This is a genomic window from Paraburkholderia sp., assembly GCF_036488505.1.
GTDB lineage: Bacteria > Pseudomonadota > Gammaproteobacteria > Burkholderiales > Burkholderiaceae > Paraburkholderia.
Window position 1 is genome coordinate 14,142 of record NZ_DASXHN010000210.1, and the last position, 16,727, is coordinate 30,868.

15 protein-coding genes are annotated in these 16,727 nt (G+C 64.8%); 2 read left to right on the forward strand and 13 right to left on the reverse strand.

From position 1 onward, the window contains the following. Positions 1-13: 13 nt before the first annotated feature. The 5 genes from VGH68_RS12690 to phaC all read right to left on the reverse strand — a co-directional run bounded on the left by VGH68_RS12690 (position 14) and on the right by phaC (position 6,209). A complete protein-coding gene (locus VGH68_RS12690) occupies positions 14-1,054 on the reverse strand; it encodes a tRNA dihydrouridine synthase (RefSeq protein ID WP_331603972.1) in 1,041 nt (346 codons plus the stop codon). Positions 1,055-1,370: 316 nt separating this feature from the next. Further along, positions 1,371-1,979 carry a polyhydroxyalkanoate synthesis repressor PhaR gene (phaR, locus tag VGH68_RS12695; protein WP_331603973.1) on the reverse strand — a complete coding sequence of 203 codons (609 nt, stop codon included), beginning with the start codon at positions 1,977-1,979 and terminating at the stop codon, positions 1,371-1,373. Between the two features lie 137 nt (positions 1,980-2,116). Next, positions 2,117-2,857 carry a 3-ketoacyl-ACP reductase gene (locus VGH68_RS12700; RefSeq protein WP_331603974.1) on the reverse strand — a complete coding sequence of 247 codons (741 nt, stop codon included), beginning with the start codon at positions 2,855-2,857 and terminating at the stop codon, positions 2,117-2,119. Between the two features lie 126 nt (positions 2,858-2,983). Further along, the gene (locus tag VGH68_RS12705) at positions 2,984-4,165 is read right to left on the reverse strand and encodes an acetyl-CoA C-acetyltransferase (RefSeq protein ID WP_331603975.1); all 1,182 of its coding nucleotides are present in this window, start codon (positions 4,163-4,165) and stop codon (positions 2,984-2,986) included. Between the two features lie 199 nt (positions 4,166-4,364). Beyond that, entirely contained in the window at positions 4,365-6,209 is a 1,845-nt protein-coding gene (gene phaC, locus VGH68_RS12710; protein ID WP_331603994.1) for a class I poly(R)-hydroxyalkanoic acid synthase, read from the reverse strand. Between the two features lie 244 nt (positions 6,210-6,453). On the opposite strand from phaC, the gene VGH68_RS12715 reads away from it, so the two are divergent. Further along, positions 6,454-6,879: a hypothetical protein gene (locus VGH68_RS12715; protein ID WP_331603976.1), complete on the forward strand. Its 426-nt coding sequence runs from the start codon at positions 6,454-6,456 to the stop codon at positions 6,877-6,879. A 21-nt stretch (positions 6,880-6,900) separates the two neighbouring features. Here the strand turns inward: VGH68_RS12715 and pgeF are convergent, their stop codons facing one another. Then, positions 6,901-7,764: a peptidoglycan editing factor PgeF gene (gene pgeF, locus VGH68_RS12720; protein ID WP_331603977.1), complete on the reverse strand. Its 864-nt coding sequence runs from the start codon at positions 7,762-7,764 to the stop codon at positions 6,901-6,903. Next, positions 7,761-9,068: an RluA family pseudouridine synthase gene (locus tag VGH68_RS12725; protein WP_331603978.1), complete on the reverse strand. Its 1,308-nt coding sequence runs from the start codon at positions 9,066-9,068 to the stop codon at positions 7,761-7,763. Before VGH68_RS12725 ends, pgeF begins: the two co-directional genes overlap by 4 nt. 38 nt (positions 9,069-9,106) lie before the next feature. On the opposite strand from VGH68_RS12725, the gene VGH68_RS12730 reads away from it, so the two are divergent. Next, positions 9,107-9,967, forward strand: coding sequence for an outer membrane protein assembly factor BamD (locus VGH68_RS12730; RefSeq protein WP_331603979.1), 861 nt, complete (start codon positions 9,107-9,109; stop codon positions 9,965-9,967). A 107-nt stretch (positions 9,968-10,074) separates the two neighbouring features. Here the strand turns inward: VGH68_RS12730 and rlmD are convergent, their stop codons facing one another. From rlmD to surE, 6 genes are all read right to left on the reverse strand, one after another. Then, positions 10,075-11,496 carry a 23S rRNA (uracil(1939)-C(5))-methyltransferase RlmD gene (gene rlmD / locus VGH68_RS12735; RefSeq protein ID WP_331603980.1) on the reverse strand — a complete coding sequence of 474 codons (1,422 nt, stop codon included), beginning with the start codon at positions 11,494-11,496 and terminating at the stop codon, positions 10,075-10,077. Positions 11,497-11,648: 152 nt separating this feature from the next. Further along, entirely contained in the window at positions 11,649-12,425 is a 777-nt protein-coding gene (locus VGH68_RS12740; RefSeq protein WP_331603981.1) for a 3'-5' exonuclease, read from the reverse strand. A gap of 5 nt (positions 12,426-12,430) precedes the next feature. Next, positions 12,431-13,519: an RNA polymerase sigma factor RpoS gene (rpoS, locus tag VGH68_RS12745; protein WP_331603982.1), complete on the reverse strand. Its 1,089-nt coding sequence runs from the start codon at positions 13,517-13,519 to the stop codon at positions 12,431-12,433. Positions 13,520-13,530: 11 nt separating this feature from the next. After that, on the reverse strand, positions 13,531-14,481 hold the full coding sequence (locus VGH68_RS12750; RefSeq protein ID WP_331603983.1) for a peptidoglycan DD-metalloendopeptidase family protein: 951 nt from the start codon (positions 14,479-14,481) through the stop codon (positions 13,531-13,533). 5 nt (positions 14,482-14,486) lie between these two features. Further along, on the reverse strand, positions 14,487-15,758 hold the full coding sequence (locus VGH68_RS12755) for a protein-L-isoaspartate(D-aspartate) O-methyltransferase (protein WP_331603984.1): 1,272 nt from the start codon (positions 15,756-15,758) through the stop codon (positions 14,487-14,489). Further along, positions 15,755-16,513, reverse strand: a complete 759-nt coding sequence (gene surE / locus VGH68_RS12760) for a 5'/3'-nucleotidase SurE (RefSeq protein ID WP_331603985.1) — start codon at positions 16,511-16,513, stop codon at positions 15,755-15,757. Before surE ends, VGH68_RS12755 begins: the two co-directional genes overlap by 4 nt. Between the last annotated feature and the right edge of the window lie 214 nt (positions 16,514-16,727).

The window sequence follows — 16,727 nt, forward strand, 5'->3', positions numbered from 1 at the left end:
TGAATTCTGGACTTCAAATGGCGATGGCTCGGCCCGGCTCGCATGGCGTCGATTCGTCGTCTTCAGCGCTTGCGATAGTCTGCCGCATCCGCACCGAGCCGCCGTCCGCCAACGCCTGGCCGATCACTGCGAGGATCTCATCGGAATCCTGCAGGCGCCGGATTGCCGCGTGCAGTTCGGTGGCCTGCGGCCAGGTCCGGCGCAGATAGCTGAGCCATTGCTTCACGCGGCCGTGCTCGTGGCTCAACGTGGCGCGCGCCCGCAACTTCTTCATATAACCCTCGATCGCGCGCAGCACCTGCGGCCATTCGCCCGCCGACGGCGACGGATCGAGCAGCCCGCGAATTCGCTGCGCGAGGAACGGGTCCGATACGGCGCCCCGCCCGATCATCACGTCCGCGCATCCGCTGAGCGCGCGGCAACGCTGCCAGTCCGCCACGCTCCAGACTTCGCCGTTCGCGATCACCGGCACGTCGAGCGCATCGTCGATACGCGCGATCCATTCCCAGTGCGCAGGCGGCCGGTAGCCGTCGTCGCGGGTGCGCGCATGCACGACGAGCGACGCCGCGCCGCCTTCGGCGAGCGCCTGCGCGCATTCGATGGCCCGCGACGTATCGGCGACGCCGAGGCGCATTTTTGCGGTCACGGGGATGTCGGCCGGCACCGCGGCACGCACGGCCGTCACGATCCGGTTCAACTGCTTCGGTTCATTCAGCAGCATCGCGCCGCCGCCATGCCGATTGACGACTTTGGCCGGACAACCGAAATTCAGGTCGATCCCATACGGGGACAAGGTGGCCGCATAGGCGGCGTTGCGGGCCATCCATTCGGGGTCGCTGCCGAGCAGCTGGATCACCATCGGCGTGCCGCTTGCGGTCACGCTCGCGTGCAGGATCTCGGGCGCTTCGCGCTCGTAGACCCGCGTGGGCAGCAAAGAACCCGTCACGCGGATGAATTCGGACACGCAGCCGTCGAAGCCGCCCGCACCCGTCAGCACGTCGCGCAATACGTAATCCGCAAGCCCCTCCATCGGGGCGAGAAACAGCCGGCTCATCGGAATGTGTCGAGCCAAGCGCGGCTCAGCTCGCGCTCGCCGATGCGGCCTTCGCGAGCGAAGGCATTGACGCGGGCGTGGATGGGATGACAGAGAGGATAGCAAGCATGGAATGGAGCTGGCGCATAGCGCTGAGGATGTAACCGGAAGATAACCGCGACGTAACCGCGAGGTGGCCCGGAAGTGACCGCCGCAGTAACGGCGTGGCGCGGGCGGGGGATGTTCCGTCGCCCGACGAATCTGGCTGCGGCAACGCAGTGCCCGCACGGGCAAAGCCGCGATTGTATCGCGCCGGCAACCGTGCGCTTTCGCGCCGTTACTTCTTCTCCGCTTCCGGATTGCCCTGCGGCGCGGCAGGCGCGTTGCCGGCATTCACTGCGCCGCCCGGCGTGAACGGGAACGTGGCGAACATCGTTTTCGCCTGGTTTTGCATCTGCTCCTGCATCTGCACGAACATGTTCTTCGACTGCTCGATATAGCTGGTCATCATGCCCTGCATCATCGGCGCCTGCATGTTCATGAACTGCGACCAGACTTCGGGGTTCATCGCCTTGCCTTCATAGAGATTCTTCGACTGGTCGGCAAGCTTCGCCTGAATGTCGATGAAGGCCTGGATATTCTTTTCCAGGTACGTGCCCATCATCCCCTGCATCGCATGACCGTAGAACCGGATGATCTGCGAGAGCATCGACGACGAGAACATCGGCAAGCCGCCGCTTTCCTCTTCGAGAATGATCTGCAGCAGGATCGCGCGCGTCAGGTCCTCGTTGCTTTTTGCATCGATAACCTTGAAGTCCTCCTGATCCAGCACGAGTTGCTTCACATCGGTCAGCGTGATGTAGGTGCTCGTCTCTGTGTCGTAGAGCCGACGATTCGGATATTTCTTGATCAGTCGTTCGGCCGTTTTCTTTGTAGTAGTAGTCATGTAACGCCTTTAAGCTCGAGTTACGCAAGCGCGGAAACGGCGTCCAGGCCGTGCGAGGATCCGATTGCACAGCCGGGACGCCGGCGGAAAAGCTTCTGAGCCACGGCGCGCCGCTTCGTGAGCGGCGTACCCCGGGCTCAACCCATATGCAAACCGCCGTTCAACGAAAAATCGGCGCCCGTCGAGAAGCCCGATTCATCCGATGCCAGCCACGCGACGATCGAGCCGATTTCGTCCGGCTGGCCGAGCCGGCGCACCGGAATCGTCGCGACGATTTTTTCCAGCACATCCGGGCGGATCGCCTTCACCATGTCGGTGCCGATATAGCCCGGCGATACGGTGTTGACCGTCACGCCCTTGGTCGCCACTTCCTGCGCGAGCGACATCGTAAAGCCGTGAATCCCCGCCTTCGCGGTCGAATAGTTGGTCTGCCCGAACTGACCCTTCTGGCCGTTCACCGACGAAATATTGATCACACGGCCCCAGCCACGCTCGACCATCCCGTCGATCACCTGCTTGGTGACGTTGAACAGGCTGGTCAGGTTGGTGTCGATCACCGCGGTCCAGTCCTCGTGCGTCATCTTGCGGAATACGACGTCGCGCGTGATGCCGGCGTTGTTGACCAGCACGTCGATTTCCCCCACTTCGGCCTTGACCTTGTCGAACGCGGCTCTCGTCGACTCCCAATCGCCGACGTTGCCTTCGGATGCGACGAAGTCGTAGCCGAGCGCCTTCTGCTCGTCGAGCCACTTCACACGGCGCGGCGAATTCGGGCCGCAGCCGGCGATCACCTTGAAGCCCTCCCTGTGCAGACGCTGGCAGATGCTCGTGCCGATGCCTCCCATGCCGCCTGTTACGTATGCAATTCGCTGTGTCATAAACCACACTCCGTTAATCGTTTTCGAGGTGCCCACCGGCCACCTGTTGCCTCGCCCGACGCTGATTGCGAGTTGCCGCCGCGCGAGCGGCTACCCGCACTGCCGGCGCCGCATATCCGGCGTCCGTTAGAGGCGCTCGACCGCCAGCGCGACCCCCATGCCACCGCCGATGCACAGCGACGCCAGGCCCTTCTTCGCGTCGCGCTTCTGCATTTCGTGCAGCAGCGTGACGAGGATCCGGCAGCCGGATGCGCCAATCGGGTGGCCGATCGCAATCGCACCGCCGTTCACGTTGACCTTCGACGTGTCCCAACCCATCTGCTGGTGGACCGCGAGCGCCTGCGCGGCGAACGCTTCGTTGATTTCCATCAGGTCCAGCTCGGCCGGAGTCCAGCCCGCGCGCTCGAGGCAGCGGCGCGACGCCGGCACCGGGCCCATGCCCATCACCTTCGGATCGACGCCCGCGTTCGCGTACGCCTTGATGCGCGCAAGCGGCGTGAGACCGAGTGCTTCGGCCTTTTTCAGCGACATCACCAGCACCGCGGCCGCGCCGTCGTTAAGGCCCGACGCGTTGGCGGCCGTCACCGTGCCTTCCTTCGAGAACGCCGGCTTCAGACCCGCGAGCGATTCGGCCGTCACGCCGTGGCGCACGAATTCGTCGGTCGCGAAGCGCAGCGGCTCGCCCTTGCGTTGCGGAATCTCGACCGGCACGATTTCATCGTCGAAACGGCCGGCCTTCTGCGCGGCTTCCGCCTTGTTCTGCGACAGCGCGGCGAACGCGTCCTGCTGTTCGCGCGTGATCCCATATTCCTTCGCGACGTTCTCGGCGGTTACACCCATGTGATACTGGTTGTACACGTCCCACAGGCCATCGACGATCATCGAGTCGATCAGCTTCGCATCGCCCATGCGGAAGCCATCGCGCGAGCCCGGCAACACGTGCGGCGCCGCGCTCATGTTTTCCTGGCCGCCGGCGACGACGATGTCCGCGTCGCCCGCGATGATCGCGTTGGCCGCGAGCATCACGGCCTTCAGACCGGAACCGCACACCTTGTTGATGGTCATGCCCGGCACCGACGATGGCAAACCGGCCTTGATCAGCGACTGACGCGCGGGATTCTGGCCGGAGCCTGCCGTCAGCACCTGGCCGAGGATGACTTCGCTTACCTGCTCCGGCTTCACGCCGGCGCGTTCGAGTACGGCGCGCACTGCCAACGCGCCGAGTTCAGGCGCGGCAATCCTGGCCAGCGAACCACCAAACTTGCCCACTGCAGTACGAGCGGCCGATACGATCACAACATCAGTCATTTCGATATCCTCCGGGCACCTCGGCCAACCGCGCCGCAGCCCGCTACGTTAAAAATTCCGTTGCCCTTGCGCGTCCGTTTGCGCGCTGATCGCGCTTTCATCGCGCGCTTTCATAACGAGACGCTCATTCACCTGCCAAAACAGCCATCGCGCCGTAGCGCACCGCATATCGTTGGCGCTTATCGCCAGCTATCGCCGCTTACTCCCGTTGCTGCACGTAGCGGCCCGGCGCCGGTTCGATGACCGGGAACTCATCCGAGCCGGCCGCGGCGCGCGGCTTCACCTTCTTGCCGCCGTACTGATCGAGCCACGTGGTCCATTCGGGCCACCAGCTGCCGGGTACTTCGGTCGACGCGTCGAACCATTCGCTGGCGGTTTCCGGCAGCGTCTTTTCATCGGTCTCGAGCGTCCAGAAGCTGCGCTTTTTCTTCGCCGGCGGATTGATCACGCCCGCGATATGACCGGACGCACCGAGCACGAACTTCAGTGGCCCGGACAGCAGCGGCACCGACGCATACGCGGTTTGCCACGGCACAATGTGGTCTTCGCGCGAGCCGTAGATAAAGGTGGGGACATCGATCTTCGACAGATCGATCGGCTTGCCGCAGGTGGTTAGCGCACCCGGCTCGCGCAGCTTGTTCTCGAGGTAGGTGTTGCGCAGATACCAGACGTACATCGGGCCCGGCAGGCTGGTGGAGTCGCTGTTCCAGTACAGCAGGTCGAACGGCACCGGCGTGCGGCCCTTCAGGTAATTGTCGACGACGTAGTTCCATACGAGATCGTTCGGCCGCAGATACGAGAACGTGTTCGCGAATTCGATGCCGCGCATCAGTCCCGGCGGCGCGCCGTTCTTGCCGCCGATGGTCTGCTCGCGCATCTGCACGTGCGCTTCGTCGACGAACACGTCGAGCACGCCGGTGTCGGAGAAGTCGAGCATCGCGGTGAGCAGCGTCATCGACGAGGCCGGATGTTCGCCGCGCGCGGCGGCCACCGCGAGCGCGGTGGCGAGCATCGTGCCGCCGACGCAGAAGCCGAGCGTATTGATCTGCTCGCGCCCGCTGATCTTGCGCACCGTGTCGATCGCGGTGAGCACGCCCTCGCCGACGTAGTCGTCCCACGTCTTGTGGGCGATCGATTGATCCGCGTTGCGCCACGAAATCAGGAACACCTGGTGACCCGAATCGAGCGCGTGCCGAACCAGCGAATTTTCGGGTTGCAGGTCGAGGATGTAGTACTTGTTGATGCAAGGCGGCACGATCAGCAGCGGCCGCTCGCGCACGGTCGGGGTGCGCGGCTTGTACTGGATCAGTTGCAGCAGATCGTTTTCGAACACTACCGAGCCTTCGGTATTCGCGAGATTGTCGCCGACCGTGAAACGCGATTCATCGGTTTGCGAGATCTTGCCGCGCTGCATGTCGGCGAGCAGATTCAGCACGCCCTGGCGCAGGCTCTCGCCCTTGCTGTCGAGCAGCGTTTTCTGCGCTTCCGGATTGAGCGCGAAGAAGTTGCTGGGCGATGCCGCGGCGGTCCACTGCTGGACCGCGAAACGGATGCGCTCGCGCATTTTCGGCTGGGTGTCGAGCGCGTCGACCATCTCCTGCAGATAGCGCGCGTTCAGCAGATACCACGCGGCGGTAAATGCATAGGCCGGCGTCGCGCTCCAGGCTTCCGCGCTAAAGCGCCGGTCCTTGAGTTCGGGCGCGTTGCTGGCCGACGTGGTGGCCTGCTGGATCAACTCCATTGCGTCGCGCGAGTAGTCGGTCTGCAGCTTTTGTAGACGCTCGGGCGGAATCGCGGCGGTGGGAATGTTGAACGCCGGGAACGACGGCAGCGACGGTATCGCGCCAGCGGCCAGCTTGCTGAAATCGGGCATGCCGGGAAACGACGGCATCTGCGGGAATCCCGCCGGCGCCGTGAACGGCATCTGCGCGAGCGGCGGCATACCGGGCGTCTGTGGCACTGAAGGAACCTGGAACGGCGCGCCGGCTGCCGGCACCCCGAATGAACGCCATGCGTTCATCCAGGCGTCGAGAAGCTGCTGCACGCCCGCGGCTGACGATGCGCCGCTCGTACCGGCCTGCTGCGTTTGCTCCTTCGGGGAGTCGGTGCTGGAGGAAGCTGAGGAATGAGATGCAGCCATACCTGCTTTTGACCGGTAAGTCCTCACGGACGGGTTGAGAGGCAGGTTCGTGCGCACGTGGCGATTGCTCACGACTTCGTCACGCCCTGTCCCATTACAACGAGGAGCTCGGGAGGAACATTCTTGCTCCCCATCACAAGGCATGTCAATGCTTGTTCCCGATTTTGCCGCGGTGCGACAGTTTTTTAATTATCGTTTTCCCTGTAAGCAAATCGCGATTCAACGACGCGACTCACCGGGACCGCGGATAACCGAAGAAAAGCGGCACGACGCACCGCTTTTAGGGATTTCCTTATACGTTGCGCGCGCACACCGCGTGATTCGATTCGCGGTCCCGCGAACACTCCGGCAGCGCAGCAAAAAATGTCCGGCGCGGCGCGCCGACAGCGTGAATGAGCGCAGGCACGAACGGTCCGCCAAGGTCTCGGCCGTGTTGGACACGGTCTTCAAAACGGCGCGACAGCAAGTGCTGCAAACGATGCGGCCAACGGCGCGCGTGGTCGCCAGAAGTGGTCGCGAAACTTCAGATGCGCTTGCCGCGAAAATAACGCGCCGTTCGACTGCAATCGTATGACGATGGGCAGGCCTCGCCCCGTCAGTCGGCGAGCGTCTGCGCCCGATCGTCGAGCCAGATCAGCGCGGCCATGCGGCCAGTGTCGCGGTCGCGGCGGTAAGAGTAGAAACGCTCGCGCAGCGTGACGGTGCACAGGTCGCCGCCGCTCACGCGCGTCACGCCGAGCCGTCGCAGCCGCAAACGCGCCAGGGCGGGCAGATCCGCGAGATATTTGCCGCGATTCGTCGGGTGTGCGACGAATGCAGCAGCGCTCGCGTCGCGTTGCGCGCCGTCGACGCCGTCCATGAACGCGTCACGCACGTCAGGGCCGACCTCGAATGCGCGCGGCCCGATCGCCGGTCCCAGATACGCATGCAGCGCACTCGCCTGCACGCCGGCGAGCGCCGCGACACGCTGCGCGGTCTGCTCGACGATACCCGCGGCAAGCCCCCGCCAGCCGGCATGCGCGGCACCGACCGCGCGGCCTGCCTCGTCGCACAACAGCACCGGCATGCAATCGGCGACCATTACGACGCACGCGAGTTCGGGGCGATCGGTGACGCTCGCGTCGGCGCGCATCGGCGTGCCTCGTTCGCGTGCGTGCGCGAGTGCATCTTCGGCGCGCACGATGCCGGCGCCGTGGACCTGCTCCAGCCATGCGGCGTCGCGAACGCCAGTCAGCGCGAGCAGCCGCGCGCGATTGCTCGCGACGGCGGCCAGATCGTCGCCGCTTTTCATGCCCAGGTTAAGGCCGCCGGGCAGATCCGCGCCAGCGTGCCAGCGGCCGAACGGCGCGCCGCTCACGCCGCCGTCGCGCGTGGTCACGAGCGCACGCACGCGCGGCGACACGTTCCACGCGGGTTGTACGACATCGGCGAAACTCAGTTCCGGCAAGTGTGTGGTCATGCGCGATCGTCCTCTTTGTCGTCGTGGCCGTCGTCTTCTTCGTAACCGGCGAGCGTGGCGTCGGCGGCGTCATCGTAATCGGCCGCGTCGAGCGATGCGTCGTCATCCTCATTGTCGTAGTTGTCGTACCCGTCGCCGTACCCGTCGCCGAACTCGCCCGCGTCGTCGCGCGCGAGACCGAGCTCCTCTGCGAGCGCCTCGATATCGGCCGGCACCGCGGCACGCCACTGCAGCGCGCGGCCCGTCTTCGGATGAATCAACCCGAGCCGCCACGCGTGCAGCGCCTGGCGCGCGAAGCCGCCGGGCAGCGGCGTGACCGAGCGCTGGCCGCGCGCGCGCCCATACACAGGATCGCCAAGCAATGGATGCCCGATATGCGCGCAATGCACGCGAATCTGATGCGTGCGGCCGGTCTCCAGATCGCAGTGGATCGCGCTCACCGGCTGACGCTGCCAGACCGCCGAGGCGACGCGCCGGAAATGCGTGCGCGCCGGTTTGCCGGACGCGCCCGTCACCACCGCCATGCGGGTGCGCTCACGCGGGTCGCGGCCGATCGGCGCGTCGATCGTGCCTTCGTCGCGCATGTTGCCCCACACGAGCGCGAGATAGCGCCGCTTTACCGTGCGTGCCTGCAGTTGGCGCACGAGATCGGTCTGCGCTTCGAGCGTGCGCGCGACCACCATCAGGCCAGAGGTTTCCTTGTCGAGCCGGTGCACGATGCCCGCGCGCGGCAGGCCAGCCGCGGCCTGCCCATAGCGGTGCAACAGGCCGTTGAGCACGGTACCGCTCCAGTTGCCGGCCGCCGGATGCACGACCATGCCGGCCGGCTTGTTGATGACGACGAGCGTGTCGTCTTCGTAGACGACCTCGAGCGGCACCGGCTCGGGCGTGAACGCCAGTTGTTCCGGCAGCAGATCGGGCACGAGTTCGACGGTGGCGCCAAGCGGCACCGGCTGGCGAATCTTCGCGGGTTTGCCGTCGACGCGCACCCGCTGCGCTTCGATCCAGCTTTGCAAACGGCTGCGCGAAAACTCCGCGAACAGCTTCGCGAGCACTTTGTCAAGGCGCTCGCCGGCCAGTTCGTCGGGCACGACGACCGTGCGCGGCGTCTCGTCGGCCGCGCGGCCCGGCACCGTCGGCGGGGCGGCGGCGGCGCCTTGCGCGCCGCTTGCGGCAAGCGCGTCCGCGCTGAAATCGTCGTCCAGCGAATCGGCGCCCAACGCGTCGGACGGGTCGGCGCTTACGCTATAATCTTCGTTGCTATTCCCGGCGCCGGCGGTGCCTGGAGTATTTGAGCGGGTCATTGAGTCTGGGTCACCTGGACGTAAAGCTAGACTGGAAAATGCGAGCCTTGAACACCATCACTGAAGCGGCGATCAATTTGGCGGCCATCAAGAAGGCGGCCCGGAATGTGGCCGGATATATCGCGTGCGCCGCGGCCGTCGTCGCTGTCGCGGCTTGCCACGGCCTGCCGGAGAAGACTGACGAAACGGCTACGTGGAATAACAACAAATTATATACGGAGGCGAACGACGCGCTGACTGGTGGTGACTTCGGCAAATGCGCGAAATATTTCGAACAGCTCGAGGGCCGCGACCCGTTCGGCCACTTCGCGCAGCAGGCTCAGATCAACGTTGCGTACTGCAACTGGAAAGACAACGAAAACGCCGCCGCTGACCAGGCGATCGACCGCTTCATCCAGCTCCACCCGGATCACCCGGACATCGCCTACGCGTACTACCTGAAGGGCATGATTCACTTCAACGACGACCTCGGTCTGTTCGGCCGCTTCTCAGGCCAGGACATGAGCGAGCGCGATCCGAAGTCGCTGCGCGAATCGTACGACGCGTTCAAGGTCGTGGTGGACCGCTTCCCGAACAGCAAGTACGCGCCGGACGCCGCGCAACGCATGCGCTATATCGTCAACGCGCTCGCATCGCATGAAGTGCACGCGGCGGATTACTACTATCGCCGTGGCGCGTATGTCGCCGCGATCAACCGCGCACAGCTGGCGTTGCGTGAATACAAGAACGCGCCGGCAATCGAAGACGCGCTGCACATCATGATCCTGTCGTACCAGCGGCTGGACAATCAGCAGCTCGCCGACGATACGCGCCGCATCCTCGCGGGTACGTTCCCCGACAGTCCGTACATCACCGGCCACGCGCGGCCCGGCACGGCCAGGTCCTGGTGGCAGTTCTGACGCACGCCTGCTGCTCGGCCAGGCACTGTCAGACGGTTACCTGAAAACGAAAACGCCACGACCCCGGTCGTGGCGTTTTCGCTTGTGCGCAGCGGGTCCCACCCACGCTAGACTCGATCGCGCTCGAGCAACGCAATCGATTCCACGTGCGACGTATGCGGGAACATGTTGACGACGCCCGCGCCCACCAGCCGGTAGCCGGCCTCGTGCACGAGCAGGCCCGCGTCGCGCGCGAGCGTCGCCGGCGCGCACGACACATAGACGATGCGCTTCGGCAGCGGCCCGTTGCCGCTCTGGGCGATCTCCGCGAGCGCCTTGGCGACCGCAAGCGCGCCTTCGCGCGGCGGATCGATCAGGAACTTGTCGAAGTGGCCGAGCGTGCGCAGATCATCGGCGGTGACTTCGAACAGGTTGCGGCATGCGAACGACGTATGCCCGGCGACACCGTTCAGCTCGGCGTTGGCGAGCGCGCGCTGGGTCAGCACCTCGCTGCCTTCGATGCCGAGCACCTCCCGCGACATCCGCGCGAGCGGCAGCGTGAAATTGCCGATCCCGCAGAACAGATCGAGCACGCGGTCGGTCGGCGCCGGCGCTAGCAGCCGCAGCGCGCGGCTTACCAGCACACGGTTGATCGCGTGATTGACCTGGGTGAAATCGGTCGGTTTGAACGGCATGCGGATGCCGTACTCGGGCAGCGTGTAATCGAGTTCGACGTCGAGCGGATAAAACGGCGTTACTGTGTCCGGACCGCCTGGCTGGACCCAGAACTGCACCTGGTGTTCGTCGGCGAACTCGCGCAGCACCTGTTCGTCCGCGGCGGTGAGCGGTTCGAGATTACGCACCACGAGCGCCGTCACCGACGAGCCGACCGCGAGCTCCAGCTGCGGCATGCGATCGTAGATCGACAGTTTGCGGACCATGAAGCGCAGCGGCATCAGCATCGCCGACACATGCGGCGGCAACACCTCGCACGTTTTCATGTCGGCGATATAGCTGCTCTTCTTCTCGTGGAAACCGATGCGCATACCGCCTTTCTCGGGCAAGTAGCGCACCGCGAGACGCGCGCGATAGCGATAACCCCAAGACGGCCCGTGGATCGGCCGGAAAACCGTTTCCGGACGCAGCTTCGCGAGATGCCACAGGTTGTCTTCGAGCACGCGCTGCTTGACTGCCACCTGCGCGCGCACGTCGACATGCTGCATCGAGCAGCCGCCGCAGATGTCGAAGTGGCGGCACTTCGGCGTCGTGCGGATCACGCTTTCGCGCAACACCTGGACGACTTCGGCCTGCTCGAACTTCGGCTTGCTGCGATGCGTCGAATAGCTAACGCGTTCTCCCGGCAGCGCGCCTTCGACGAACACCACCTTGCCCGGCGTGCCGTCTTCGCTCTCGGTGCGGCCCACGCCGCGCGCTTCCATATCGAGCGAAACGATTTCGATGACCGGCTCGTTGCCGGTAATGACGAGCGCTGGCGCCGGCGCGGGCTTCTGACGCTTCGGCGAGCGACGATGAGGGGCAGTTCGGGACACCTGCGACTTCCTGACAGACTGAAGGGGAAAGGCGAGATTGTAGACGAAGCGCTGGGCTGGCCCGCGCTCAGCGCACGGTCCGACCGCGCGAGGCGCCGAGCCTGGCGATTGGATCGCCGCGCGAGCTCAATGACCAGACTCGCACAGCGAACTTACTGCTCGAAGGCCGCCAGGTACTCGGCCCACTGCGGCGCGGTTTCGAGCGCGAGTGCGTTCTTGACGAGATTGATTTCGTCAGCATACTCCGCCGGCGAGAGGCCGCCGCGCATCAACTGGAAGCGGCAATACAGCAGGTACGTATTGACGACGTCGGTCTCGCAGTAATTGCGGATTTCCTCGATGCGCCCTTGCTGGAAAGCCTGCCACACCTGACTGCCGTCCATGCCCATCTTGCCTGGAAAGCCGCACATCTTCGCGAGCGCGTCGAGCGGCGCATTGGCGCGGGCCTGGTACATCGCGAGCACGTCCATCAGGTCGGTGTGGCGCACGTGGTAGCGGCTGATGTAGTTGTTCCATTTGAAATCGCGGTCGTCCTCGCCGAGATCCCAGAACCGGTACGCGGGAATGCCATTGACGAGCGCACGGTAGTTCAGCACCGGCAGATCGAAGCCGCCGCCATTCCACGACACGAGCTGCGGCGTATACTTTTCGATCACGCGATAGAAGGACTGCACGAGCGCGGCTTCGCCATCTTCGGGCGTGCCCAGCGAGCGCACGCGAAAGCCGTTGCTGTCGCGGAACACGCAGGAAATCGCCGCGACCCGTTGCAGATGATGCGGCAGGAAATCGCCGCCGGTTTTTTCGCGGCGCGCGGCGAATGCGTGCTCGGCGACTTCGGCGTCGCTCATCGACGCGGGCAAATCTTCGAGACGGCGGATGCCGGCGACATCGGGAATCGTCTCGATGTCGAAAACAAGAATCGGTGTCATCTGGATTATAGAACGGCGTCTTTGCGAACACCGTTTGACGCGAAGAAGCGCTTCAGCCGTACCAGCGCTTCCTGTTGGATCTGGCGCACACGCTCGCGCGTGAGGCCCATTTCGTCGGCCAGTTCCTCGAGCGTGGCGGGCTCGATATGGTTCAGGCCGAAGCGGCGTTCGATCACATGGCGGTGCTTGTCCGACAGACGCGCGAGCCATGCGCGCGTCAGCGTTTCGAGCTCGCGGTGCTGGACTTCGGCGTCTGGCGACTGGCTTTGGTCGTCGGAGAGCAGGTCGAGCAGACTGCTCGCCGGATCGAGATCGAGCGGTGCGTCGAGCGACGCCGTATGCTCGTTCAATGCAAGGATGTCGGTAACTTCGTCAGTGGTCTTGCCGGTCAGATAAGCGATGTCGTCGATGCTCGCATCGCGCCGCTCAGCCGCTTCACCCGAATTCATCGAGTTTTTCTCGAGATGGCGCTTCGCGCGCAGCACCTGGTTGAGCTCGCGGATCACGTGCACGGGCAAGCGCACGGTGCGCGCCTGATTCATGATCGCGCGCTCGATGCTCTGGCGAATCCACCAGGTCGCATAAGTCGAAAAACGGAAGCCGCGCGTCGGATCGAATTTTTCGATCGCATGCATCAGGCCGAGGTTGCCCTCCTCGATCAGATCGAGCAGCGGCACGCCGCGATTCAGATAACCCTTCGCGATGCTGACGACCAGCCGCAGGTTGCGCTCGATCATCACCTGCCGCGCTTCGAACTCGCCCGCCTTGGCAAGGCGCGAATACTTCTGCTCCTCCTCGACGGTGAGCAGCGGCTTCACGCTGATGCGATTCAGATAATGCTGGATGGTGTCGGCCGTGAGTTCGGCTTGCAAAAGCGCGCGAAAATCGTCGGCGTCGGGAACCGGCTCGGCGGCACCCTCCCGGGCCTCAGGGGCTTCGCCTTCTTCGAGGCCGCCCTGACGCTCGTCGAGATCGCGCTCTTCGGCGCTCTCTTCTTCCACTTCCGAAGCGCCGCTTTCGTCCACTGCGGCGGACGTGGCTTCGCTGATCGTCTCAGACTCGGCTTGCGGCGGGCGGCGCTTCGATTTCGGCATGGTCGTATCGCTTATTGCGGCGGCAAATACTTCAGTGGGTCGACAGGTTTGCCCTGCCGGCGAACTTCGAAATGCAACATCACGCGGTCGGAATCACTATTGCCCATCTCAGCGATTTTCTGACCTTTCGTTACCGCGTCCCCCTCTTTTACCATCAAAGCGCGGTTGTGTGCATACGCGGTGAGATAAGTTGCATCATGCTTGATGATAATGAGATTGCCGTAGCCACGCAGCCCATTTCCGGCATAGACGACCCGGCCGTCCGCCGAAGCCTTGACCGCCTCGCCCGCCGAGCCGCCGATATTGACGCCTTTATTGGTCGTGTCGTTGAACGTGTTGAGCAACGGACCTCGCACCGGCCACGCGAACGCGACGTTGCCCGCCGCGGCGCTGCCGGTGTCGCTCGCCGCGCCCGAATTGGCCGGCGCCGCGCCGTTGGCCAGCCCATTTGCGGGGCTGCCATTGGTGCCCGCGCCATACAGCGGCGGCATCGCGGCGCCGACCGCGGCCGGCGCATTGGCGAGCGGCGCGCTTTGCACGGTGCCGTTCGGGCCGATCGGCGCGGTCGCGACACCCGGCGTCGTTGCCGCGGTATTCGCGCCTGGCGGCACCACGCGCAGCAACTGATCGACTTCGATCTGATTCGGGTTGGTCAGATTGTTCCACGCCGAAATGTCGCGGTAATTCTGTCCATTCTCGAGCGCGATACGGTACAGCGTGTCGCCCGGCTTCACGCGATAGTAGCCGGGCGGCGGCGGGCCGAGCGGCACCGCGGGTTCCGACGCGGCGCCCGGCACGGTGGCGAGCGTGCCGCCGGTAGAGCGGTCGACGACCGGCGCCTGGTCGAGCCGGGACGCACAGGCCGTCATCAACAGGGACAAGGCGAGCACGGACACGCTGCGCTGGGTTACGGTCATTGAGGAATTCGGGGTGGTTCTCTGCATCGCGCGCAACATACTCATCGGTGTCAAATCACTCCGGATTTTAAGGGTACAAAGAAAACGCGATCGAGCCGCGACTCTCGCCACTGCGCGGGCCCGACCCGCTCGACCAGCGTCAGCACCTGGCTTTGTCCTTCCTGCGAGCCGACCGGCGCGACCAGACGTCCGCCGACCGCAAGTTGTTCGAGCAGCGCCTGAGGCACGTCGAGCCCGGCGGCCGCGATTACGATCGCATCGAACGGCGCCGCCGACGGCAAACCGAGCCGCCCGTCACCGTAATGCAGCCGGATGTTCGGAATGCGCAGTGGCCGCAGATTCGTCTTCGCGCGCTCCGACAGCGGCTTGATGCGTTCGATCGAATAGACCTCGCGTGCGACCCGGCTCAGCACCGCCGCCTGATAACCGCAACCGGTGCCGATTTCGAGCACGTTGTTCAGTTCGCGGCCGGCCGCCGCCAGCTCGATCATCCGCGCGACCACCGACGGCTTCGAGATCGTCTGGTGATGGCCGATCGGCAACGCCGCATCTTCGTAAGCCTGGGCTGCGAGGCCCGGATCGACGAACAGATGGCGTGGCACGGCGGCCATCGCATTCAGTACGCGCTGATCGGTCACGCCATTCGAGCGCAGGCGTTCGACCATCCGTTCGCGAACCCGTTCCGAGGTGAGCGCCAACGCGTTGCTGGTCGAGCCGCTCGTCGAGCCGCTGATCAGGCCGCTCAACGCGGCATTCGTCGCGGTGCCGCGATCGTTCGCGCGCGAAGCCGGCTTGCCGCCCGGCTGAGACTGCGGCTGCAATGGCAATGGCAATGGCGCGGCGCGCACGCTCGGAACTCGCCCATGCGTCGCGGACTTGATCGATTTGACCGGTAGCTTGACTGACGGCTTCGGCGCCTGCGTGACCGCTTGGCGCGCCGACGTGCCAGCAGGCATAGCGCCCGCTGTCGCCGCTGGCCCCGATGGTCTTGCAATCGGCGCCGCCTGCGGCCTTGGTGGCATCGCACCGGCCGCTGCGGCGCTAGTCAATGAGCCGCTTGCGGAGCCGTATTGAGCCTTCGCCTGGGGAATCGCCTGGGATCGCGCCGCCACCGCGTTCTGCACGCCAGCGGGCGCCCTCGCCTGGGTTCGGCCCTGCGCGCCGCCCTGCGTCTGTTTAATCGACGGCTGGCGCGTATTCAGCGCCGCGCTTGCGGCAAGCGCCGCCGCGCGCATTTCACCGGGACGGCCTTCGGGACGACGTGGCTCTCGCACCAGATCTTCGAGGCCGAGCGGAAAGCGCTTCGCGCGCTCGCCGCTCATGAAGCGCCGCTGCCCGCACGCAGCCAGTCGCGCGCCGTGGGCAGCATTTGCGTGTAGGTCAGGTCGAGTTGCAGCGGCGTGATCGACACAGTGCCGTTGGCGACCGCGTAAAAATCGGTGCCTTCGCTCGCATCACGCGCGCTGCCCGACGCGCCTATCCAGTAGATCGGCTCGCCACGCGGATTGGTTTGGCGGATCACCGGCTGCGATGGATGCCGTTTGCCGAGGCGCGTAATTTGCCACTCGCGCAGTTGTTCGTACGGCAGGTTAGGAATATTGACATTGAGCAGCGGGTGACCCGGCAACGGCCGCTCGAGATAATGCGAGACGATTTCGGCGGCGACACGGGCCGCGTCTTCCAGATGCACCCAGTCTTTATCGACGAGCGAAAACGCGATAGCCGGCACACCGAACATGATGCCTTCCGTGGCGGCCGCGACGGTGCCCGAGTACAGCGTGTCGTCGCCCATGTTCTGGCCATTGTTGATGCCTGACACGACCAGATCCGGCGTGTGGTCGAGCATGCCGGTCAGCGCAATGTGCACTGAATCGGTCGGCGTGCCGTTCACGTAATAGAAGCCGTTGGCAGAACGCAGAACCGATAGCGGACGCGACAGCGTCAAGGAATTCGACGCGCCGCTGCAGTTCTGTTCGGGAGCCATCACGGTGACGTCCGCGATTGGCTTGAGCGCTTCGTAGAGCGCGGCCAGGCCCGGCGCCAGATAACCGTCGTCATTGCTGAGTAGGATTCGCATGCGGCGATTGTAACCGAGGAAAGATGGCACGCGAACGACACCGCCGGCGCGCGCCAGCGACAGACGCGAGCGGCGCGCACGCAGGCATTTTTCACGGACGAAAATGCCTGCGACGATCCGAGCGTCCGTTATGCGGATGCCGCGCGAGCCGTCGACGAAGCTGCCTCGCCCAAGTGCGTCGCGCGGTGCCGTGTTATGCAACACGCGATGCAAA